Annotated in this window: 22 protein-coding genes; 1 reads left to right on the top strand and 21 read right to left on the bottom strand. The window is 42.9% G+C overall.

The window, feature by feature from the left end; translation table 11 throughout:
• Positions 1–15 precede the first annotated feature (15 nt).
• From L4C38_RS02055 to cysB, 3 genes are all read right to left on the bottom strand, one after another.
• Positions 16–981, bottom strand: a complete 966-nt coding sequence (locus L4C38_RS02055; RefSeq protein WP_428795854.1) for an ABC transporter substrate-binding protein — start codon at positions 979–981, stop codon at positions 16–18.
• Between the two features lie 170 nt (positions 982–1151).
• The gene (locus L4C38_RS02050) at positions 1152–2345 is read right to left on the bottom strand and encodes a methyltransferase (protein ID WP_428795853.1); all 1194 of its coding nucleotides are present in this window, start codon (positions 2343–2345) and stop codon (positions 1152–1154) included.
• 68 nt (positions 2346–2413) lie between these two features.
• Positions 2414–3388 carry an HTH-type transcriptional regulator CysB gene (gene cysB, locus L4C38_RS02045; protein WP_428795852.1) on the bottom strand — a complete coding sequence of 325 codons (975 nt, stop codon included), beginning with the start codon at positions 3386–3388 and terminating at the stop codon, positions 2414–2416.
• 349 nt (positions 3389–3737) lie between these two features.
• Here cysB and L4C38_RS02040 point away from each other — a divergent pair, with 349 nt between their 5' ends.
• The gene (locus L4C38_RS02040; protein ID WP_428795851.1) at positions 3738–4502 is read left to right on the top strand and encodes a DNA repair protein; all 765 of its coding nucleotides are present in this window, start codon (positions 3738–3740) and stop codon (positions 4500–4502) included.
• A gap of 120 nt (positions 4503–4622) precedes the next feature.
• Here L4C38_RS02040 and pyrF read toward each other — a convergent pair whose 3' ends face one another.
• From pyrF to tig, 18 genes are all read right to left on the bottom strand, one after another.
• Positions 4623–5318, bottom strand: a complete 696-nt coding sequence (pyrF, locus tag L4C38_RS02035; RefSeq protein ID WP_428795850.1) for an orotidine-5'-phosphate decarboxylase — start codon at positions 5316–5318, stop codon at positions 4623–4625.
• Positions 5319–5401: 83 nt separating this feature from the next.
• Positions 5402–6571, bottom strand: a complete 1170-nt coding sequence (gene lapB, locus L4C38_RS02030) for a lipopolysaccharide assembly protein LapB (RefSeq protein WP_428795849.1) — start codon at positions 6569–6571, stop codon at positions 5402–5404.
• Positions 6572–6596: 25 nt separating this feature from the next.
• Positions 6597–6875, bottom strand: coding sequence for a LapA family protein (locus tag L4C38_RS02025; protein WP_428795848.1), 279 nt, complete (start codon positions 6873–6875; stop codon positions 6597–6599).
• A gap of 134 nt (positions 6876–7009) precedes the next feature.
• Positions 7010–7849, bottom strand: coding sequence for a nitrilase-related carbon-nitrogen hydrolase (locus L4C38_RS02020; RefSeq protein WP_428795847.1), 840 nt, complete (start codon positions 7847–7849; stop codon positions 7010–7012).
• A 75-nt stretch (positions 7850–7924) separates the two neighbouring features.
• Complete coding sequence (locus tag L4C38_RS02015) at positions 7925–8809, bottom strand: glycine betaine ABC transporter substrate-binding protein (protein WP_428795846.1); 885 nt, start codon at positions 8807–8809, stop codon at positions 7925–7927.
• A 61-nt stretch (positions 8810–8870) separates the two neighbouring features.
• Complete coding sequence (locus L4C38_RS02010; RefSeq protein WP_428795845.1) at positions 8871–9602, bottom strand: ABC transporter permease; 732 nt, start codon at positions 9600–9602, stop codon at positions 8871–8873.
• Positions 9603–9605: 3 nt separating this feature from the next.
• Positions 9606–10727 carry an ABC transporter ATP-binding protein gene (locus L4C38_RS02005; protein WP_428795844.1) on the bottom strand — a complete coding sequence of 374 codons (1122 nt, stop codon included), beginning with the start codon at positions 10725–10727 and terminating at the stop codon, positions 9606–9608.
• 38 nt (positions 10728–10765) lie between these two features.
• Positions 10766–11422, bottom strand: a complete 657-nt coding sequence (locus tag L4C38_RS02000; protein WP_428795843.1) for an ABC transporter permease — start codon at positions 11420–11422, stop codon at positions 10766–10768.
• Positions 11423–11866: 444 nt separating this feature from the next.
• Positions 11867–12148, bottom strand: a complete 282-nt coding sequence (ihfB, locus tag L4C38_RS01995) for an integration host factor subunit beta (RefSeq protein WP_428795842.1) — start codon at positions 12146–12148, stop codon at positions 11867–11869.
• 202 nt (positions 12149–12350) lie between these two features.
• Positions 12351–14021: a 30S ribosomal protein S1 gene (gene rpsA / locus L4C38_RS01990; RefSeq protein WP_428795841.1), complete on the bottom strand. Its 1671-nt coding sequence runs from the start codon at positions 14019–14021 to the stop codon at positions 12351–12353.
• A 108-nt stretch (positions 14022–14129) separates the two neighbouring features.
• Positions 14130–14810 carry a (d)CMP kinase gene (gene cmk / locus L4C38_RS01985; protein WP_428795840.1) on the bottom strand — a complete coding sequence of 227 codons (681 nt, stop codon included), beginning with the start codon at positions 14808–14810 and terminating at the stop codon, positions 14130–14132.
• Positions 14811–14982: 172 nt separating this feature from the next.
• Positions 14983–15282, bottom strand: a complete 300-nt coding sequence (locus tag L4C38_RS01980) for a ComEA family DNA-binding protein (protein ID WP_428795839.1) — start codon at positions 15280–15282, stop codon at positions 14983–14985.
• 136 nt (positions 15283–15418) lie between these two features.
• Positions 15419–17278 (bottom strand): peptidylprolyl isomerase, encoded by a 1860-nt coding sequence (ppiD, locus tag L4C38_RS01975; RefSeq protein WP_428795838.1) that lies wholly within the window; start codon positions 17276–17278, stop codon positions 15419–15421.
• A 171-nt stretch (positions 17279–17449) separates the two neighbouring features.
• Positions 17450–17722, bottom strand: coding sequence for an HU family DNA-binding protein (locus L4C38_RS01970; protein ID WP_428795837.1), 273 nt, complete (start codon positions 17720–17722; stop codon positions 17450–17452).
• A gap of 195 nt (positions 17723–17917) precedes the next feature.
• Complete coding sequence (lon, locus tag L4C38_RS01965; protein WP_428795836.1) at positions 17918–20269, bottom strand: endopeptidase La; 2352 nt, start codon at positions 20267–20269, stop codon at positions 17918–17920.
• A gap of 125 nt (positions 20270–20394) precedes the next feature.
• Complete coding sequence (clpX, locus tag L4C38_RS01960) at positions 20395–21678, bottom strand: ATP-dependent protease ATP-binding subunit ClpX (protein ID WP_428795835.1); 1284 nt, start codon at positions 21676–21678, stop codon at positions 20395–20397.
• 123 nt (positions 21679–21801) lie between these two features.
• Positions 21802–22416 carry an ATP-dependent Clp endopeptidase proteolytic subunit ClpP gene (gene clpP, locus L4C38_RS01955; RefSeq protein WP_428795834.1) on the bottom strand — a complete coding sequence of 205 codons (615 nt, stop codon included), beginning with the start codon at positions 22414–22416 and terminating at the stop codon, positions 21802–21804.
• Between the two features lie 106 nt (positions 22417–22522).
• The gene (tig, locus tag L4C38_RS01950; RefSeq protein ID WP_428795833.1) at positions 22523–23821 is read right to left on the bottom strand and encodes a trigger factor; all 1299 of its coding nucleotides are present in this window, start codon (positions 23819–23821) and stop codon (positions 22523–22525) included.
• Between the last annotated feature and the right edge of the window lie 388 nt (positions 23822–24209).

The raw sequence follows: 24209 nt of genomic DNA, 5'->3' as shown, positions 1-24209 counted from the left end.
AAATTTAAACGATGCTTATTTAACGCTTGTCGCGCGTTCCAATACTGATTGTGGAATCTCGATACCAAGCATTTCCGCTACGCCGCTATTCACAATTAAGTCTGAACCTTTTGCTACTTTAACATCTAGCTCACCGGGTTCTTGACCTTCAAGGATCGCAGCAACGTAATCAGCAGTTTGTACACCAACTTGATAGTAGTCAAAGCCGAGACCTGCAATAGCCCCTTTTTCAACGTAAGATGTCGCACCACCAAGTACTGGTGTTTTTGATTGATTCGCAGCCACGATCATCCCCTCTATTGCACTAGCAACCGTGTTATCCGTTGGTGCATAGAGAATATCGGATTTAGATGCAATCGCTTGTGTTGCTGATTGAACGTCAGCACTTTTTAGCGCGGTCGCTTCGACTACTTCAATACCCTGCATTTTCGCATGCGTTTTAAGCAGTTCAACCAAGGTGACAGCATTCGCTTCACCAGGGTTATATACGACACCAATGCTTTTGACATTTGGTAAGATTTCTTTGATTAACTCAACATGTTGAGCGACAGGAGAAAGATCGGATAAACCCGTTACATTTTTCCCCGGTTGTTCGAGCTGGCTAACCAGTTTCGCACCGACTGGATCGGTGACTGCAGTAAATACCACCGGGATATCACGAGTAGCTGAAACTAAAGCTTGAGCGGTAGGGGTAGCAATACCGACGAGCACATCCGGTCTCTCACCCACATATTGGCGAGCGATCTGAACAGCGATCGCAGGGTTGCCTTGTGCAGTTTTGTAATCAAAATCTAGGTTTTTACCTTGCTCATAACCTTTCGCTTTAAGACCATCAATCAGACCTTGTCGAGTCGCATCCAATGCTGGGTGCTCAACTATCTGTGAAACAGCCACTTTCGCTGTTTTTGCCATGATGCTATTAGAAGAGAGTAGTGCTATACCTGCAAGAACGGCGGTTGCAATTGCTTTGCTTGCTTTCATCTTAACTCCTTGATTTAAGCAATTATTCGGGATGTTGTATGTTTGCCAATCAAGTTGGCTTTAATTATTTTTGTTTTTCATCTGCACATTTTTTGTGCACACCCTTCATTATTACCAATAAGTTACATAAATTGGAAGCAAGAATTAACAATAAAGCAACAAAAAGAGAACTACCTTTTTATCGCTTGGAGCAATATATTACGCGGTGTGACTTCACGAGAACAAAACTCAGTTATTGTGACCCGATAACCGTGTTGTTCTAAGTACAATGCTTTATCAAGTACGAGCCACAACTCTAGCCCTCGTTTAAAGAGCTGCTGAACTAAACTCAATCGTTCCATGTTCCAGAAACGCTCAACGCCTCGTTGCAAGTAATATTGGTAGTCGCAATTTGGCAAAGTCAGCGATTTTTTAACTGCAGCCCAGCGGCAAAAATCTTCAAACCCATCAGAGAGCTGGGACTTTTTCACGCTAGGCACTGACAAATAGCTCTTTTGTCCTAATTGCTCGCGCAGCAAGATATCCAAACCTAAACGATAGCTCATCTCTTGTGTTCGATGGCGTTTAACACGTTCGCCACCTGTAACCAATTCTTGCAGTGGAATACGCAATTCCGTTTGAGTAAGGTCTAATTGGGAACGCTTAGCCAATTCAGAAAGTGGCTGATATTGAGTCGAGTTAATTAAGTGATAGCAGCATGGCGAAATACTCAGTGCGGGAAGGTGATGCTGAACAGCTTTTTCAATCAAAGTAACGTGTAAGTCGCCACAAGCGTGCAAAGCAACTGCATGCTGTTCTGAATTGAATACTTCATTTGATTCTGCTTTAAAAGCATCACCTTGTACAAAGTCCATGTTCAACCCCTGCTTATCTGCATCGGCTTGCCCAGCCAAACAAAGATCGTGTTGATATTCAAAACTGGTCACTTTTTGCTGACTTTGGCTCGCTAGAATTCTACCGAGAAAGCCTTTACCTGAGCACCATTCTAGCCATTCACTGCTTTCATGTTTCAGCAATGACGCCTCTCCCATGGCTACAATTTGCCTCAACTTACGTCCCGGAACACCGACATCAATACCACGTTCTAGCTTAAGTCCAGAGAGCGGAAGAGAAGCCAAATCTAATTGTTGTAAAAACAATTCAAGTTGCGGGAAAAATTGGCTAGTCGTTGCCACTAGCGAAGCAAAATCTTGCTTATAATACTCGATTTGTTCTTCTGTGAGATTTTCAAGCCACTGACAAAGGGAAGGATGAGTTGAGACCCAAGGAAGTGTTTGCTGCTGCGAGACCAAAAACGGCTCGAAACGCCAAAAATCTTGGTTATTAGCTAGGTATGTATCAATAGATTCAAACAAGGTTCGCATACTTCCCTCTTGGTCAACGGCTCAGAGATCGCCAATTCTAGAGGGAAGTGAGCATTTTGAGTAGTAATTTAGCGCACTGGTAGTTCGATGTCTTTGAACATCTCTTCAATCTCAGCGTTGGATTTTAATGACAACGCTTGCTCAACCACAGGTCGCGTTAAATGCGGAGCAAAACGCTCCATAAAGTCGAACATATATGAACGTAAGAATGTACCACGACGGAAACCGATACTGGTGGTACTCGCGCCAAAAATATGGCTTGCGTCGATTGCGACCAAATCCTCGTCTTGGGCTTTATCAATCGCCATACTGGCAATCACACCAACCCCCATCCCCATACGGACGTAGGTCTTAATGACATCGGCATCAGTGGCAGTAAAGACAACCCGAGGTGTTAATCCAACTTTGTTAAAAGCAGTATCAAGTTCAGATCTCCCAGTAAACCCGAATACATAAGTCACCAAAGGGTAGCTTGCTAAATCTTCAATCGTGATATGAGCTTTCTGCGCCAAAGCATGATCTTTAGGTACCACTATTGAACGATTCCAGTGATAACAAGGCAGCATTATTGCGTCTTGGTATAAATGCAGCGCTTCCGTTGCGATGGCAAAATTTGCTGTGCCTTTTGCGATCGCCTCCGACATCTGGCTCGGTGTGCCTTGATGCATGTGCAGCGATACTCGCGGGTAACGATTGGTAAAACCTTTGATGACATCAGGCAATGCATAACGAGCTTGAGTATGTGTGGTTGAAATATTCAACGTGCCCATTTCTGGATGAGTATGCTCGCCAGCAACGGCTTTAATGCTTTCCACTCGGGCAAGAATTTCTTGAGAAATACGAATGATATCAACACCAGCAGACGTCACTTGAGTTAAGTGCTTACCACTTCTTTCAAAGATCTGAATACCCAATTCATCTTCGAGAAGACGAACTTGCTTACTGATCCCTGGTTGAGAAGTATATAAACTCTCAGCCGTAGCTGATACATTCAAGTTATGGTTGCCTACTTCAACAATATATTTCAGTTGTTGTAACTTCATTCGCGACCTCGTAATCCCTTTCGATATGCTGGTGGATATAACCAAGTCATTTGGCGACTATATTTAGTTAACGACTTAGCTACATACTTTATAATATTTAGTTATAACGTCTCTTTCAGTAAATTGGTAGTTAAATTGGCAATTTAGCCGAAACACGTTAAGTCGATTAGGTTTACAAAGACAAAATTTGCAATCGAAAGCTCAGTTTCTAGCCTGAAATTGGCTTTTACATATTATTCAAAGTTTCAACAAGCAATAATACTCACGTGTTGGAATATTTGGTGCCGTCGGTCTACAGAATCGTGTATCCTTAGCGGCTAGCCGTAATAAACATAAGATAACGGAATTTATGAATATTGGTTTAATCATTGCTCTCGTCGCGATTTTGTTGGTGCTTGTACTCGGTTACAACATCATCCTGCAATATAACGCGAAAATTGCCACAGCAAAAAAGCAAGAAAGTGCTAGATACATAGCCATTATCGATGCTACCGAAGATCTTATTGGTCATGCTCATCACATGCCTTTTAGTAAAAACCTTCTGCTGTGTCTGAATAACCGTATTCTTGACGCAGTACAAAGCATGTCTGAGCTTGATCCAAAGAACAAGCAACTTGAACAACGAGTCGAACATGTAAAGCAACAAATTGAAAACTTGAAAGCAAACTTTCAAGGCGGCGAAAGTACTACATTTAAAGTGCCAAGTAATGATAAGCAAGCCATTGTGATGCTGAAATTGGTTAAGCGCCTTAGAGACACCATTCGCAATGAACATAACAAAGGGCGTTTTGATACCGAAGGTTATGTGGTTGAGAACGCACGCTTAGAGACCATTCAAGTACGTATTAACATAGAGAATGTTGTCAAACGTTCAAATGATGCGATTGTGCGTGGGCAGCCAGGTACCGCAATCCAGTTGCTCCGTAAGGGATTGGATGTATTAAGCACAAAGAACGATGCCTACTCTACGCAAGCGAAAGAGAAGCTACAGGCAATGTATGATGATATTGAAAAACGCAGACAAAACCAAAGCGCCTCAGATCAACAACAAATTGTCGATAAGCAGCGCGAAGAAGATATGGATGCGCTCTTTGGTGAAAAGAAAAAATGGTAATAGCTATCTAATTGCCTTTGAAAAGGTCGCTTCTGCGACCTTTTTTATTCTTAAGCAAATCTAATACTCTACAAATACAAAAAGTCAGCGATTGCTGACTTTTTCTTTATCACAAACTAATTAAACTAATGTGGCATTTATCGCAGCTAGAACAGCGGCAGGTTGTTCCGCTTGAGTAATAGGGCGTCCAATGACTAGATAATCAGAACCCGCTTGAATTGCTTGAACTGGCGTCATAATGCGGCGTTGGTCACCTTGGTCTGAACCTTCAGGACGAATCCCGGGAGTGACCAACTTAAACTCTTTACCAAGCTCACTCTTTAGCATAGAAGACTCATGAGCTGAACATACCACACCATCAAGACCTGCATTTTTAGTCAAGCTAGCCAAACGGATAACTTGATCTTTTGGTGCTATATCAAGGCCAATACCAGCCAAATCATGCTGCTCCATACTGGTTAATACTGTCACACCAATAAGTAACGGACGGTCTTTGCCATAAGGCTCAAGAATCTCACGTGATGCCGTCATCATGCGCTCGCCACCACTAGCGTGTAAATTGACCATCCACACACCCATTTCTGCTGCTGCACGTACAGCTTTCGAACATGTGTTTGGAATATCATGAAACTTGAGGTCAAGGAATACAGAAAAACCTCGCTTGTGAAGCTCTTTGACGAAGTCAGGACCAAACAGCGTAAACATTTCTTTGCCCACTTTAAGACGGCACGACGCTGGGTCAATACGGTCTACAAAAGCTAATGCGTTCGCTAGGTTGTCATAATCCAGTGCTACGATAACTTTTTGGTCAATCATTTCATCTCCTAATTAACTTATTCTTATCTAAAATGTTTTTGTTAAAAAAATGCAGCTAATAAATTAGCTGCATTGAAAATAAACTATTCACCGTCCAAACCGCGGATTGGTTTAATCGTCCCCCACCCTTTACATGAAGGACAATGCCAATACATCGAGTGCGTTGAGAAGCCACATTTACGACAACGGTAGTGTGGTTTAACTTTTAATTGCTCACCAACCAGTTTTTGTAGTGTCGCCAAACTTTCTTTCGCTCGCCCTTCTTCTGCATTCATTAGATGGTAATCCATCAAACGGAAGAAGCCTTTCATGGTTGGATTTTTCACTAGCTGCCGAGTTAGTAATTCTTGCGCAGCAGCAGAACCGTCATGTTGTGCGACTAACTGAGCCAACATCAATTCAGCAGACACTCCTGCTTTATTGGCGATACTCTGGCGTAAAAAGTCGAGCAGTTCGTCTTCTTGCCCTAAGTGATGATAGCAATCAGCCAATGTAGGCAATACTTCACTGATAAACTCAGAATCTTGATCCAGCACCATCGTCATATATTTAATCGTGTGGAGATAGTCTTCACTTTCAAGATAGAGCTTACCCAGTGCAATGCTAGCACGTACACATTTAGGGTCTTCGCTCAACGCTCGTTTGAAATGTCCTATAGCCTGATTGCGCTCACCATCAGCTTGATCTTGCATTGCCATTTCACAATAGAAATGAGCAATACTGATGCGCATACGCTTACGCCCCAACTTAAATAGTTGGTTCGCATAGTAAATAGCTTTATGCCACTCTTTGGTTTGCTGATAGATCGCGACTAACTGCTGCAACGCAGCTTCTCGATGGTCTGGCTCTTCTACTAATTGCTCGAAAATCTTTTCTGCACGATCTAGAAATCCTGACGCCATGTAGTCTTTTGCTAACTGCTGCAGCGCGATATTTTTCTGATCAATAGTTAAACCTGAACGAGAAATTAAATTTTGGTGAATACGAATTGCACGATCAACCTCGCCTCTAGAACGAAACAAGTTACCCAAAGCCAAATGCGTATCGATGGTGTCATTATCAACTTGAAGCAGTTCAATAAAGTGATCAACCGCTTTGTCAGACTGATCTGATAGCAAAAGGTTAAGACCCGCTACGTATTGCCGGGAGATTTGGTTTGAGTGCTTTTGCTTGTCTTGTTGCGCGCTACGATTACCCATGTACCAGCCATAGGCTGCGGCAATCGGCAACAACAAGAAGAGTATTTCTAGCATTGAGGAAAAAGCCTACTTATCTCGATTATGCTTTACTTTGTTCAACCCCAGTAGGGGTAGGAGTGAGCTTTTTAAGTTGCTTATTTAATTTGCGTACTTGCATTTTTGATTTCAGGTGAAGGCTACCAAAGATAACCCACGCAATAACAAAGCCAGTCACAAAAACAACGCCAAGTAGCGTAGACAAATGGAAATCGCCCTGAGCCAACAGGTAATTAAAAGTCACAACAGCTTGGTTTTGCGAACCCAAAGCTAAAGCTATCAGGAACAAAGCCAATACGATAACGATTTTTATAATTTTCATAGTCCATTACCTATTCTAAAATCGACAGCTAAGATTATGCAGTAAAATGGACATTCAGACCACGGATATTAGCAATAATCTCCAATTTCAGTGTGATATGTTCATCTCGACACCAGCTTTAGTCGCGTTTCGTTTCACAATCTTTCATTGAGTAACTTTGCAATCAGCGGGTTATTTGCATCTCTAATCGTTGGTAATTGGAAGCGTGCATTGATGATATCGTCGATATAAATATCAGCAATCAGCAATTCTTCCTCATCCCCAGCTTCGGCTAACAGATGACCAAATGCGTCTAGAATTCTCGACCCTCCCCAAAAACGGCTGCTTCCTTCCAAAGCACAACTGTTTGCCATTAAAAGGGGGACACCATAAGTCATAGAGATAAAATCAGTGTTGGTCTTCCACCCACTTGGGTTGGAAAATTCATCAGAAACAATGTCTGCTGCCGAATTGACAGGCGCAAGTAACAGCGTCGGCTTATCAAGCATAGCGAGATGCGGTAATGCCGGATTCCATAAATCGGCGCAAATCAAAGTATGTACTGGCCAGCCTTCCATGTGTGAACACATCGTAAGCTGTTGCCCTTGTCCGTACCATTTGCCTTCCTCAAGACCACCATACGTCGGCAAATTGAGTTTTCGATGAACGTGCACAACTTGTCCTTCACCCAGAGTCGCTTGTGCGTTATAAAATTCTCCCGGTGCCGCTTCTTCAACAAAACCGACACTGATTAGCATTTCAGGTGCAACTTCTGAGAGCAATGAAAACATCTTAGCATCGCGCTTTGCCGCCACATTGGGCACTTCATTATTCAAGCTATAACCCGTTAGAGAGAGTTCAGGGAAAAGGAGCACATCAACTCCTTCCGCCCTAGCCTTCAATATATACTCAATATGTTTAGTACAGTTTTGTTCTACATCTGCCAATTTCGGGGCAATCTGTGCAACGGCAACCTTCAACTGTTTTTTCATCATTCAATTAGTCCTAACAATAAGAAAGGGTCAACGTTATCGTCGACCCTTTTAGTCTGCGTGGCTCGTTACCCTTGATTAGATAAGCTTGTTATCTACCAAAAATTGCTTCGCGACTGATTCGATGCTTTTACCTTCAACATCAACTGCTGCATTCAGCGTCGCCATAACCTCATCATTAAGCAATGCTGATAGAGTATTTAATTGTTCTGCCAGCTTTGGATTTTTGTCGAGAGTATCTTTGCGTACGACTGGAACCAGAGCGTAGTTCGGGAAAAAGCCTTTATCATCTTTTAGGACAACAAAGTTAAACGCTTTGATACGACCATCTGTGGCAAATACAAGAGATACATCAACATCGCCTGTTTTTAATGCTTGATAGGTTAAGCCTGAATTCATTTTTTTCACGTTTTTACGTGTAAATTTGAAATCGTACTCTTTTTGCATTGGCTTTAAGCCATCAGGACGTGCCGCAAATTCAACATTTGAAGCGAAGATCGTATCTTTGCCATCACTGTTAACATAGGCTGCGAAATCTGAAATAGTCACTATGTTCTTTGCTGCAGCATCGTCTGCACGCATAGCCAGCGCATAAGTGTTATTTGCTTGGGAGCGTTCTAACCATACAAGACCTTTCTTACCATCAAGTTCTTTGATTTTGGCATAGGCGTCATCTGCTGACATACGCTCTTTGATCTTGTTGAAAGTGATCAAAGAAGTACCGGTATACTCCCAATACAAATCGATTTGACCATTCTCTTGCGCTTTACGAAGGACGGTTGAACCCATGCCGTCGCGTTTATCAACGTCGTAACCTTGACCTACTAGGTATTGTTGCGTCATAGAAGCAACCAGTAGTTGCTCTGTAAATCCTTTTCCACCAACAACCAGTTCATCTGCCTGTGAAATTGTTGATGTAAGCGCAATTACAGCTGCGCAAAACAGTGTTGAAAATTTAGACATTTTATTCCATTCCTATATGTTGTAATTTCTCAATGCTTTTTTGTAATCAGCATTTCAAATGCTATTTACGTAAAGGATTTACACCCTTTTTAACGACGACAAACGTGAGCATGCCAAGCATCATGTCGATAATAACGGCCAAGCTTGCTGTCGGAATTGCTCCTGCCAACATCATGCTTAGCTCATCCAAATCAATACCTGTGAAAATCAATTCTCCCAGACCAGTACCACCGATCAAGAATGCGAGTGGCACTGTACCAATATTGATAGCAAACGCCGTTCTAATGCCCGCCATAATGACGAACATTGCATTGGGTAACTCAACGCGAAAAAGTTGCTGTAAAGGAGTAAGCCCCATGCCTGTTGCTGCTTCTTTAAGGTACTCTGGTACCGAGATGAGACCTGTGTAGGTATTTCTTACGATCGGTAAAACTGTGGCTATTGCGAGAGCAAAAATAGCCGGTGTATTACCAATACCAAGTAATGTCATCGATAAAGCGAGAACTGCAAGTGTCGGTACTGTAGTACCAATATTAAACACCTGCATTGCGGGTTCCGAAAAACGGCGCATAGACTGGCGACTTAATATAATACCCGCTGGCATACCAATAAAAATGGCAATGGTACCAGAGATCAAAGTCAGCTTTACGTGTTCACTCGCTAGGTAGACAATGTCTTCCTTATAGTACATAAACTCTTCGATAAAGCCGTTGGCTTGCAAGGTCGCACCAAGAAGAAAGGCGGCAACCAATAAAGCGAACTGCAAGATATTGCGGATCTTTTCTTGCTTCACACTTTACCCCTTCGTCTGATATTTCGCGCCAAGGTGATGCGTTATGCCACGCTGTGACACTTCACCACATAAACGACCTTGTGCATCAACGACAGGAATCCAAGACGTGTCAAACGCAAACATCTTGGATACAACAGCACGCAAGTCTTGATTTTCCTGCATAACAATTGGAACCCCCGCATAATGCTCACCACAAAGACCGCGCTGTGAAACCGCCATTTCTTTCGTGATCATCCCTACAGGTTGATATTGCTTGTTCACCATTACGATCATGCCATGACCATATTCATCCATTTTTGCCGCTGCTTGTGCTAAGGACTCTTCAGCCGTTACAACCGGGACCAACGCTTCCATAACATCACCAGCGGTAGCCAGTTGTAAACGCTTCAATGTTCGGTCTGTACCAACAAAGTCAGCAACAAAATCCGTTTCCGGTTTTGCAAGCAAACGGTCAGGGCTTGAGTATTGCTCCAACTTTCCATCGCGGAAGATAGCTATTTTATCCGCCATTTTTACTGCTTCATCAATATCATGAGAAACAAACATGATGGTTTTTTTCAGTTCCTTATTCATTTTAAGGAACTCATCTTGAATCACTTCGCGGTTTATCGGGTCAATTGCACCAAATGGTTCATCCATTAGTAATACAGGAGCATCCGCTGCAAGTGCTCGAATAACACCGACACGTTGCTGCTGACCGCCTGAAAGTTCATTTGGAAAACGCTTCATGAAAGTATTCGGTTCAAGCGCAACCATATCTAAGAGGTCTTTCGCTCGTTGGTGGCAGCGTTTTGCATCCCATCCCATCAATTTAGGCACTAGCGCAATGTTTTCTTCGATGGTCATATTTGGAAACAAACCAATCTGCTGGATCACATAGCCGATATTTCGGCGTAGTGTCACGGTATCGATGTCCGTTGTATCTTCGCCATTGATCAAAACTCTACCCGAAGTTGGAGTGACAAGGCGGTTGATCATTTTTAACGTCGTTGTTTTGCCACAGCCTGATGGTCCCAAAAGCACACAAATTTCACCCGTAGGGACTTCCATGCTTATATGGTCTGCTGCTGTAGTGACACCCTGCGGTGTTTCGAAAATCTTGGTTAGGTTTTCTAGTTGGATCATAAAATCAGTCTCTTCGAATCTCTGAGTGTTACACAGGTTTAGCTGTCAACAACAACACCATTTGGTGTCAATTTTTTTTGAACTTTAGCAAGTCCCATATCTGCAATGATGGCTAGTACACTAACGGTCACGGCACCAACAATAAGCTGGCGTGGATCGGATTGACTGATGCCACGTGCGATGAAGGTGCCTAAACCACCTGCACCGATATAAGTCGCAATAGCCATTACACCTATGTTCATCACCACTGCCATTCGAACGCCCGCCATGATAACTGGGATAGCAAGTGGAATTTCAACTAGGCGTAGACGCTGCATACTGGTTAATCCCATTCCTCGCGCGGCTTCGCGCAAAGCTGGGTCAACATTGTTGATCGCTGTATAAGTGTTGCGAATAATGGGCAACTGCGAGTAAAGCAGTACCGCTATCACCGCGGGTAAATAACCAATACCCTGACCAATCAAAGAGAGTGTTGGGATCATAATGCCAAAAAGGGCAATTGACGGTATGGTGATAATTATCGAGGCAACATACAGTACGATGTTGGCTGCTCGTTGGCTTTGGGTGATCGCAATACCAATTGGTACGCCTGTCAATATCGCTAATCCGACAGCTAAGCTCACAAGTGATAGATGCTCAACGGTTCGCGATACAATGATCTCCCAATTCTCCAGAAAAAAGGTGAATACTTCCAAATTAAACCTCTGGATAATGTTAAAATCGAACTATAAATATAGTCCGAGAAGGGGTGCTAGCTACAATGTGCTTTGTATATGATTAAGGCGGTATTTCAGCCTTAAATGTCTGATGTGCTTCAAATTATGTGAAGCAATTTTAACGTCTATATAACCAACAAATGGCATATTCATTAGACTGGAAATTGTAATAATTTCGGAATTACTGCGCGGCGAATGATAGCAATACGATATATTTTGTCAAATCCGCTTCAAATATGTGTGATAATTGAACGATTAATCGTCAAAAATTTGCCATTGACAGCTCAATTATCAAACAAAGATTCCAGTGTGACTTTCATTTTTGTATAAAAAAACGGCACACTTTGAAGGTGTGCCGTTTTACTATAATTAACAGCTAAGATCACATTTATAAAAAATAATCTCGCCTTAAATTCGTTTGTATTAACCCAGATTTACGCGTTCACGCAACTCTTTGCCTGGTTTAAAGTGAGGCACATGCTTGCCCTCTAGTTCAACTTTCTCACCCGTTTTAGGATTACGTCCAACCCTAGGCTCGCGGTAGTGAAGAGAGAAACTGCCAAAACCACGAATCTCAATGCGTTCACCGCTATCAAGTGTAGATGCCATATGCTCAAGAATATCTTTCACAGCATCTTCGACTTCTTTAGCTGAAAGATGAGTTTGCTCAGCGCAGAGTCTTTCAATCAATTCAGACTTAGTCATAGTTTCCCTCTTAGAGTAATTTATCATTTATTATAGTAACTAATACCAATTCCAACAAACACTTGCTAGTAATTCTAGACAATATTTGTACAACATGTGCGACTATAGATCGCTTTCTTTAAATCTGGTTGCAGAAATTGGTATTAGCCCATAAAAATAAAAAAGGAGCCTTTCGGCTCCTTTTTGCTATAAGGGAATAAAATTATTCGCCTTTAGCTGCTTTGAAAGCGTCAGCCATAGCGTTGCCGAATGCATTGTCATCTTGCTTGTTGATAGATGCCATTGCTTCTTGCTCATCAGCTTCATCTTTAGCTTTGATAGATAGGTTGATTACGCGGTTCTTACGGTCTACACCAGTGAACTTCGCTTCAACGCTGTCACCAACGCTTAGGATTAGAGATGCGTCTTCTACGCGGTCGCGAGCGATTTCAGAAACGCGGATGTAACCTTCTACGCCTTCTTCAAGCTCGATAGTTGCACCTTTAGCGTCTACTGCAGTTACAGTACCGTTAACAAGAACGCCTTTCTTCTTCTCTGCAACGTAAGCATTGAATGGGTCATTTTCCATTTGCTTAACGCCTAGAGAGATGCGCTCACGCTCTGCGTCTACTGCTAGAACAACTGCAGAGATCTCGTCGCCTTTCTTGTACTCACGTACAGCTTCTTCGCCAGCAACATTCCAAGAAATGTCAGATAGGTGAACTAGACCATCGATGCCGCCGTCTAGACCGATGAAGATACCAAAGTCAGTGATTGACTTGATCTTACCAGTAACTTGATCGCCTTTAGCTTGCGCTTCAGCGAATGACTGCCATGGGTTAGCTTTACACTGTTTTAGACCTAGAGAGATACGACGACGTTCTTCGTCAATCTCAAGAACCATAACCTCAACTTCGTCGCCAACATTAACAACTTTAGATGGGTGGATGTTCTTGTTAGTCCAATCCATTTCAGAAACGTGTACTAGACCTTCCACGCCTTCTTCGATTTCTACGAAACAGCCGTAATCAGTTAGGTTAGTAACACGACCAGAAAGCTTGTGACCTTCTGGGTAACGTTTAGCGATTGCTACCCATGGATCTTCGCCAAGTTGCTTAAGACCTAGTGATACACGAGTGCGCTCACGGTCGAACTTAAGAACTTTAACTAGGATCTCGTCACCTACGTTAACGATTTCTGATGGGTGCTTAACGCGTTTCCAAGCCATATCTGTGATATGTAGAAGACCGTCAACACCACCTAGATCAACGAATGCACCGTAGTCAGTAAGGTTCTTAACGATACCTTTAACTTCTGCGCCTTCTTGTAGGTTTTCAAGTAGCTCGTCACGTTCAACACTGTTTTCAGATTCGATAACAGCACGACGTGAAACAACTACGTTGTTACGCTTCTGATCAAGTTTGATAACTTTGAACTCTAGCTCTTTGTTTTCTAGGTGAGCTGTGTCGCGAATAGGACGTACATCTACTAGAGAACCAGGAAGGAAAGCACGGATACCGTTAAGTTCAACAGTGAAACCGCCTTTAACTTTACCGTTGATGATACCAACAACAGTTTCAGCTTCTTCGTAAGCCTTCTCAAGAACGATCCAAGCTTCATGACGCTTCGCTTTCTCACGAGAAAGTTGAGTTTCACCGAAACCGTCTTCCACAGCGTCTAGAGCAACGTCAACTTCAGAACCAACTTCTACTTCAAGTTCGCCAGCAGCGTTCTTGAACTGTTCAGCTGGGATAGCAGATTCAGACTTAAGACCAGCATCTACAAGAACGTAACCGTTCTCGATAGCTACTACAGTACCTTTAACGATACTGCCTTGTTGGAATTCAGTTTCACTTAGAAACTCTTCAAAGAGTTGAGCAAAAGATTCAGTCATTTATTTAATCTTCAATAAATTAAACGTCCACGGGTATCCTACCGCATGGGGTTATTAAATTCGCCAGTCATCATCCTTGCGACCGACGCTCCGAGCTGACCCCGTCTATTACGCAGTCAGTTTAGATTCAATATATTGTAGTGCCTTTTCGACAACTTCGTCGATACTCATTAACGTAGAGTCAAGCACTAGAGCATCATCAGCAGGGCGCAATGGCGCCACTGGGCGATTACGATCTCTATCGTCTCGCTCTTTGATCTCGCTCAAAAGGTCGTCAAATTTAACATCTAAGCCTTTGCCTTGCAACTGTTTAAGACGGCGCTGTGCGCGCTCTTCAGCACTAGCATCTAGGAAAATTTTCACTTCCGCTTGTGGAAATACAACGGTTCCCATATCACGACCATCGGCAACTAAACCGGTACCATCTACAAAAGCTCGTTGACGACGCAATAACGCTTCGCGAACGCGAGGTAATGCCGCTACTTTAGAAGCCGCCATACCAGTTTGCTCTTTGCGAAGCTCATCAGAAACATTTTCACCCTCCAGAATCACTTTGACTAACTCGCCTTCAGCAATAAACTGGACATCAAGGTGGGTGGCTAATGCCACTAGTGCGTCTTCTGATTCGAGATCAACACCATGATGAATAGCAGCGAGTGCAAGAACTCGATAAATTGCACCTGAATCGAGTAGATGAAAGCCGAGCTTGTTTGCTAAGCGCATACAAAGCGTGCCTTTACCCGCACCACTTGGTCCATCTACAGTAATGACTGGTGTGTGAGAGGACATGAAATTCTCCAAGTTGCTTGTCGCCAGAACGATGCTGCCCTGGCTTTTTCGGCGAGAAATTATAGAGCGAAATGGACTTAGGTTCTAGGGAAGTTTTTGTTTAAATGAATATCAAATGCAAACAAAAGAAACAACCCAAGGAGTAACGATTCACCCCCTGAGTTAAGTTAGGCTAAAGTTCTATGCGTGCAATGTTTTTTGCTACTGTTGCCTCACCAATTCCGTTGACCTTAGCTAAATCTTCAATTTGCTTAAAAGGACCTTGCTGGTCACGATATTCAACTATTGATTGAGCTTTCTTTAAACCAATCCCTTTCAGTAAATCAGCAATCTCCTGAGCAGAGGCTTGGTTTACATTAACAACAATATCTATACCGTCGTATTTAGGATCTTCTACTGCTTTATCAGCAGCGAAAGTAAATGGTGTAGCCAAAGCAAGCAGTAACGTTAAAAAAACAGCTTTGATTTTCATTGCAATTCCTCATTAACAGTTTGGTGGCTCTTCACCATAAGCTCTGAAGAAGGCAATGTTAATTGCAACTTTGAGAAACAAAACGGGCAGCTTAAGCTGCCCGTTTTGATATTAATGTGAATTACATTGTTACGCGCTATTGCGTCACGGCCGTATACTCAATATCGATCGTCTTGCGTAGAATACTAATCAGACCTTCTAAGTTCTGCTGAGCATTCATCTGCACTAGTTGATTTGCAATCTGTTCGTTGTATTGAGTGTTGAACACATCTGAAACTGCATCTAGTTCAACAATTACTATGTCACCATTGAAAGATTTAGACTGAGCGAACTCAACATTGCCAGCAACAGGTTTAGGCATTGCGAAAGCCACTTTTGCTAACGGAGAACTACGGTCGATGGTAGTCGCCTCACCAAAAGCTAGCATGTTTTCAGCCAAAACAGATTGGTTACCCGCTTTTAGCTCAGTAACAACTTGTGTCGCAAGAGCAATCGCGTTTTGCTCTCCTTTCACGCGAGAAAGCTGAGCAAGCACTTGCTCTCGAACTTCTTCAAGAGGTTGTACTGTCTCATCACGAGTATCATTAACTCGTACCACAATCACATGCTCAGGAGCCACTTCGATCACTTCTGAATTAAGACCATCTTCTTTGACTTCAGGGCTTAGAATCGCTTGCATTACCGCAGGGGTAGTTAGCAACTCAGGCGCATCTGTTTGAGAGATAAAATCAGTTGTTACGATCTTAGCACCAATTGCTTCCGCCGCATCGTCTAGAGAATCTGGGAATTCGAATGCCACTCTCTCCAAATCACTTTGCAATTCATAGAACTTATCAACCGCTTGTTGATCGCGAAGATCTTGCTTGATTACTTCAGCTACTTCGGCATAAGGTTTCGCAACAGAGTCTTTTAGTTCATCCAATTTGATAATATGGTAACCGAAATTAGATTTAACCAGCCCAGTAACCTCACCCGATTTTTCAAGAGCAAATGCCGCTTCTTCAAACGCAGGATCCATCACACCACGTTCAATCCAGCCTAGAGAACCCCCCTCTTCCGAGCTGCCGATATCTTCAGACTTCTCTTCAGCTAAAACAGCAAAGTCTGCACCAGCATTTAACTCGTCAAGAATTGCTTGAGCTTTGGCTTGATCATCACCCTGCACCAAAATATGGCTAACTTTACGCTGCTCATCTGATGAATACTTATCAAGATGCTCTTGATAGTACTGCTGTGCTTGCTTGTCACTGACTTCAATCGAGTTCTTTAGCAATTCGGCTGATAGTTCGATGTATGCCACCTTCGCCTGTTCAGGACGAGTGTAACGATCTGGGTTTTGTTGGTAGTACTGATTAATTTCGTCTTCAGAAAGCTCAACCTTCTCAGCAAAATCTGCGAGCGCTAGGTTAATCGTTCTGATTTCACGAGTTTGCATAATGAGTTTGCTTTGCGCAGACACTTCACCCGGTAGAGAGAAATCACTTGCTTGTACTGCTGATAGCAGTTGATTGCGCACTAAGTCACGGCGGATAGACTCTGCATAACCTTCTGGAGTAAGACCGCCACGGCGTAGTGCTGATTGGTAAACCTCTTGGTTAAACTTGCCTTCGACTTGGAAAGCTTGCGTCGTGAGTAGCAAATTACGAACTTGCACATCGCTTACGCGTAAACCGAGTGCTTTAGCATGTTGATCTAGCAAAGCGCTATTAACCAAACGGTCTAGAACCGACTGACGGAAAGACGCAACGTAACTAGGGTCAGCTAGTAGATTTGAGAAATAATCGCCAAGCTGAGCTTGCATACGATTACGTTCGTTTTGGTAAGCTTGCTCGAATTCACCACGACTGATTTCAATATTACCAACTTTCGCAGCAACATTACTGCCACCGCCTACGATGTAACTACCTACACCCGCAAATACGAAAGATAGAATAATCAGGCCTAGGATAATTTTAACCGCGATGCTATTCACGCCTTCGCGCAATCGTTCCATCATACTTTTGTTACTCTCCGCGTATGACCCGCAATTACCTCAGCATGAGGCAACACGATGTACATTAATTTAAATTCAGTAGCGCTGATAATATCAGAAAAAGAAAAGCGCATCAGTATGATGCGCAGAATTTAAAAAGGTTCTATCAAACTACTTAAAAGTAGCCTATTTAGATTAGTTGCAAGAATCTTTTAACGCTTTACCAGCTTTGAACGCAGGTACTTTCGCTTCAGCGATTTGGATCTCTTCACCAGTCTTAGGGTTACGGCCTGTGCGCGCTGCACGAGTACGTACGCTAAAAGTACCGAAGCCTACAAGTGCAACTTGATCGCCAGACTGTAGCGTACCACTTACCGCTTCAATAAATGCGTCTAGTGCACGGCCAGCGGCTGCTTTAGATAGATCTGAATTTTCTGCGATTGTTTCTACTAATTGAGTTTTATTCACGGTGGTTCCCCTTTAACGTCGCCTGTTATTATTTTGTGAGACGACTTTTCGTTCCATTTCATTTTCAAATTCAGCTTCAGCCCTTATCTAGCAAGGCTTTAAGCTACAGAGGCTAAAGTTAGCGTTCAAAAAAAACGCTGACAAGCATTTTTCGGCATATCAGCGTAATCTTTTACTTATTTTTGCTGCACATCACTATTTTTCTACAGCAAACTCCACACCTGATGGATCTCTTTCAAGCGCAACTCGAAGAACCTCATCGATCCACTGCACTGGAATCACCTTCAAGTCTGCGATCACGTTCTCAGGAATTTCTTCCAAATCACGTTCATTATCTTTAGGAATCAAGACTGTTTTAATGCCGCCACGATGGGCTGCCAATAATTTTTCCTTCAAACCACCGATTGGTAAAACTTCACCACGAAGGGTTATTTCACCTGTCATCGCCACCTCAGCTTTCACTGGGTTACCAGTTAGACTAGAGACCAATGCGGTACACATTGCGATACCTGCACTTGGACCATCTTTCGGAGTTGCACCCTCAGGAACGTGGACATGAATGTCACGTTTCTCGTAAAAATCAGGATTGATGCCCAATTTCTCTGCACGAGTGCGTACGACAGTCATCGCAGCCTGAATCGATTCCTGCATTACGTCACCAAGCGAACCAGTCTGAATAAGTTTTCCTTTACCCAGCATGGATTCAGTTTCGATAGTCAGCAGATCGCCACCGACTTCCGTCCAAGCAAGACCAGTTACTTGACCAATACGGTTGCGATCATCGGCTTTACCGTAATCAAAACGTTGAACACCTAAGTACTCTTTTAGGTTGTCCATCGAGATAGTTTCTTGTTTGATGTCTTTATTAAGCAGAATATTTTTCACTGCTTTACGACAGATTTTAGAAATCTCGCGTTCTAAACTACGCACACCTGCTTCACGCGTATAGTAGCGAATGATGCCAATAATTGCTGAGTCCTCAATTAGGATCTCTTTTGGCTTCAAACCGTTACGCTGTACCTGCTTATCGACCAAATGACGCTTAGCAATATTAAGCTTTTCATCTTCGGTATAGCCAGATAGGCGAATCACTTCCATTCGATCCAACAAAGGTCCCGGAATATTCATCGAGTTTGACGTAGCAACGAACATAACGTCAGACAGATCGTAATCCACTTCCAAGTAGTGATCGTTAAACGCATTGTTTTGCTCAGGGTCGAGCACTTCAAGTAACGCTGACGATGGATCACCACGCATATCAGATGACATTTTATCAATTTCATCTAACAGGAAGAGTGGGTTTTTAACACCAACTTTTGACATCTTCTGAATCAACTTACCCGGCATAGAACCAATGTAAGTACGACGGTGACCACGAATCTCAGCTTCGTCTCGTACGCCGCCAAGAGCCATTCGCGTGTATTGACGCCCCGTAGCTGAAGCAATTGAACGACCTAATGACGTTTTACCAACACCCGGAGGACCAACAAGACAAAGGATAGGTCCTTTTAGCTTATTGATGCGGTTTTGCACCGCTAAATACTCAAGAATGCGTTCTTTAACCCGCTCTAGACCGTAATGGTCTTCATTAAGGATCTCTTCGGCTTTCGCTAAGTTCTTCTTAACTTTTGAACGCTTGCTCCAAGGCACACCTAGCATCCAATCAATATAACCACGCACTACGGTTGCTTCCGCAGACATTGGCGACATCATTTTCAGCTTTTGTAACTCTTGTTCTGTCTTCTCGCGCGCTTCTTGTGGCATCTTCGAGTCAATAATTTTTTGCTTTAGAACTTCGAATTCATCTACGCCACCTTCGCCTTCGCCAAGCTCTTTCTGAATCGCTTTCATTTGCTCATTCAGATAATACTCACGTTGAGATTTTTCCATCTGCTTTTTAACGCGAGTACGAATACGTTTCTCTACTTGTAGGATGTCAATTTCAGATTCCATTTGTCCCATAAGGAACTCAAGACGCTCTGATACATCCAGAATTTCGAGTACTTTTTGCTTATCGACCAATTTAAGTGGCATATGAGCAGCAATGGTATCAGCCAAGCGTGCCGCTTCATCGATTCCGTTCAATGAAGTCAATACTTCTGGCGGAATCTTATTATTAAGCTTGATAAAGCCTTCAAATTGATTGATTGCACTGCGAACAATCACTTCTTGTTCGCTTTCATCAGCGTCATTGGTGATCAGGTATTCCGCATCTGCAACAAAGAATTCATCTTCAGTAAATTTATAAATTTTTGCGCGTTGTTGACCTTCAACCAACACTTTCACAGTGCCATCAGGTAACTTAAGCAATTGAAGTATGGTAGCAACTGTACCAACATCGAATAAATCTTCTTTAGTTGGTTCGTCAGTTTCGGCTTCTTTTTGAGCAACCAAAAGCACTTGCTTGTTGGCTTCCATTGCTGCCTCTAGGCAAGCAATCGACTTTTCACGACCAACAAACAATGGAATTACCATATGCGGGTAAACTACTACGTCTCGTAGAGGTAGTACTGGGATCTCGATACGTTCGAAACGTTCCAAGTTCATATTATTCTCTCTTCCGCTTAGTCTTATGAACCAGTATATGGGGGCTAATTGATTGGAATCAATGGAGGAATAAAAAAAAGGAGGATTTTACATCCTCCTTTTAGTAACACGTACCTACCAGCAAATTACGATTCAGCGCCCGCTGCTTGATTATCTGAATTACTGTAGATTAACAGTGGTTCAGATTCGCCATTGATCACTGACTCATCAATCACAACTTTGCTTACGTTGTCCATTGATGGCAATTCATACATGGTCTCAAGTAACACTGCTTCAAGAATTGAACGTAAACCACGAGCACCGGTTTTACGATCCATTGCTTTTTTCGCAATAGCTCGAAGTGCATCTTCGCGGAATTCTAGCTCTGAGTCTTCAATCTCGAATAGTGCTGCATACTGCTTAGTAAGCGCATTCTTTGGCTCACACAGAATCTGAATTAACGCTTCTTCATCTAATTCAGTTAGCGTCGTCGTTACAGGAAGACGACCAATGAATTCAGGGATCAGACCGTATTTCACTAAATCTTCTGGTTCAACTTGAGTGAACAGCTCACCGATGGTTTTGCTCTCGTCTTTTGAACGCACTTCTGCGCCAAAGCCGATACCAGCACCCGTTGCTACACGTTGATCAATAACTTTATCCAAGCCGGCAAATGCGCCGCCACAGATAAACAAGATCTTAGATGTATCAACTTGCAAGAACTCTTGTTGAGGGTGCTTACGACCACCTTGAGGTGGAACTGAAGCTACCGTACCTTCGATCAGTTTCAGTAGTGCTTGCTGTACGCCTTCACCGGAAACATCACGAGTAATCGATGGGTTTTCTGCCTTACGTGAAATCTTATCGATTTCATCAATATAGACAATACCTCGCTCAGCTTTCGCTACGTCGTAATCACATTTCTGCAGTAATTTCTGAATGATATTTTCAACGTCTTCACCAACATAACCTGCTTCAGTCAGGGTAGTAGCATCCGCCATTGTAAATGGAACATCCAAGAAACGCGCTAATGTTTCAGCTAGTAAAGTTTTACCACTACCGGTAGGACCGATAAGTAGGATATTACTCTTACCTAGCTCAACACCTTCGCTCGTTGTATCACCGTTACGTAAACGCTTATAGTGGTTGTAAACGGCTACGGCTAGCACTTTTTTAGCGTAATCTTGGCCAATCACATAATCATCAAGGTGCTCACGAATCTCGCGCGGCGTTGGCAACGCTTCAGATTGTTTCTTAGGAAGCACATCTTTGATTTCTTCGCGAATAATGTCGTTACATAGATCGACACATTCATCACAAATGTATACTGATGGACCGGCGATCAGCTTGCGAACTTCGTGCTGGCTTTTACCACAGAAAGAACAGTAAAGAAGCTTACTACTACCGCTCTCTTTGCTTTTATCTGTCATTCGCTAACCTCTTAGCCTTAAATCTATACGTTTTGAGTGTATATCAATTTAGGTCAAATTGCCCCCGTGAATTGGACTAAACACTGTCTCAATTCAGCTAAATCGAACTCAAAACCTGTTGAATTAACCGCGGTGGGTTAACACTTCGTCAATGATACCGTATTCCGCGGCTTGTTCTGCAGACATAAAGTTATCACGATCAGTATCGCGCTCAAGAACTTCAAGCGGTTGACCAGTATGCTCAGCCAGTAATTTGTTCAGTTTTTCTTTGATGGACAAGATTTCTTGCGCATGTATTTGAATATCAGACGCTTGACCTTGGAAACCACCTAAAGGCTGATGAATCATAACTCGAGAGTTTGGCAGCGCAAAACGCTTGCCCGGAGCACCACCTGCAAGCAGGAATGCACCCATTGAACAAGCTTGACCTGTACATAGCGTGCTCACATTAGGTTTAATAAACTGCATGGTATCGTAAATAGCCATACCCGCAGTCACACTGCCACCTGGTGAGTTAATGTAAAGGTAAATATCTTTGTCTGGGTTTTCAGACTCAAGAAAAAGCAATTGGGCAACAACAAGATTTGCCATATTGTCTTCAACTTGACCCGTCAAGAAAATGATGCGTTCTTTCAGCAAGCGTGAATAGATATCGTAAGAACGTTCGCCACGGGAAGTTTGTTCAACCACCATCGGCACAAGTGCATTCATGATTGTATTTTGTTCTTGGTAGCTCATATTCTGATGTCCCTAAAATAAATGGCCCGGATGATAAATATCATACGGACCATTGTTAGCAGAATAGTTAACGTTTAGTCAACTTTTCTACGCAAGATCTTGCTTATTAAGCAGGTTGGTTCATTAGCTCGCTGAAGCCAACTTCTTTTTCAGAAACCTGAGCTTTAGCGATGATTGCGTCAATTGCTTGCTCTTCTAGAGCGATATTGCGCACGTTGCTCATCATTTGCTCGTTTTGCTCGTAGTAAGCAACAACTTCTGATGGATCTTCGTAAGCGGTCGCCATCTCTTCGATTAGCGTTTTCACTTTCTCATCATCAGCTTTAAGCTCTTCAGTCTTGATCACTTCGCCAAGAAGAAGACCGACAACTACGCGACGTTTTGCTTGTTCTTCAAATAGCTCACGTGGAAGTTGAGCTGCTGCTTCAGGGTTGCCACCGAAACGTTGAGCCGCTTGTTGACGCAGAGTACCGATTTCTTGGTCAATAAGAGCAACAGGTACGTCGATGTCGTTTTCTTTAACTAGACCGTCAAGAGCTTGCTCTTTAATGCGGTTCTTAACAGCTTGCTTAAGTTCGCGTTCCATGTTCTTACGAACTTCAGCTTTAAGTGCTTCAACGCCACCTTCAACAACACCGAATTTAGCAACGAATTCGTCAGTTAGTTCTGGAAGTTCACGCGCTTCAACTTTGTTTACTTTGATTGCAAACTTAGCTGCTTTACCTTTTAGGTTTTCAGCATGGTAATCTTCTGGGAAAGTGACTTCGATTTCGAATTCCATACCAGCAGTTTTGCCTGCGATACCATCTTCAAAACCTGGGATCATACGACCAGCACCCATTTCTAGTGGGAAGTTTTCAGCTTTGCCGCCTTCAAACTCTTCACCGTCGATAGAACCAACGAAATCGATAGTTGCACGCTTGCCTTCTTCAGCAGCTTCTTCTACTTCAGTCCAAGCAGCTTGTTGCTTACGTAGAGTCTCGATCATCTCTTCAACGTCAGCGTCTTTAACTTCTGCTTGTGGCTTTTCTACAGTGATGTTCTCAAGACCCGCTAGTGCGATCTCTGGGTACACTTCGAAAGAAGCAGTGAATACTAGGTCTTCACCAGCTTTAACCGATACTGGAGCAAAAGTTGGTGCGCCTGCTGGGTTAATTTTTTCTTTAACGATTGCTTCGATGAAGTGACGTTGCATAACTTCACCCATCACGTCTTGACGTACTGCTTGACCGTACATCTGCGCAACGATTTTAAGAGGCACTTTGCCTTTGCGGAAACCATCAAAACGACGATTTTTTGCGATGTTGCGTAGTTCAGCTGTTACAGCATCTTCGATGTTTGCAACTGGAACAGTAATGTTTAGACGGCGCTCTAGGCCTTCTAGCGTTTCAACAGTAACTTGCATTATTCATTAACCTCAATACTGGCTCAGCCACGCTGAGCGTATGAGTTACCTAAGCTTAGCTTGGTAACTGCATCCTTGTTTGTACTCTAAGAGCACCTATTTAAGTTCGAGCATCAACAGCGCACAAATTGGCTGTCGAACTAATTAGCGATATCTTTTACTTCACTTTTCATTGATCAGCTAAAGGTATCTCCGATTAGTCTCAGGATATAGATTTAGACGCAGCATTCTAACGACCTTGACAATGGCTGTCGAGCCGAACCCCTGCATACATCAGCGAATATCCTAAATTCTCAGTTAACTGCTCCATATTTAATCTATAAAACTACTAACCGTGTCAGAAATGGGGACATTAATGCGTTTTTCAAGAGAAACTAGCGTTTTTTTC

Origin of the sequence: Vibrio kasasachensis (assembly GCF_050337565.1) — a bacterium.
Classification (GTDB): Bacteria; Pseudomonadota; Gammaproteobacteria; order Enterobacterales; family Vibrionaceae; genus Vibrio; species Vibrio kasasachensis.
The sequence above is the reverse complement of the archived record's forward strand: the minus strand, read 5'-3'. Positions and strand labels throughout refer to the sequence as shown.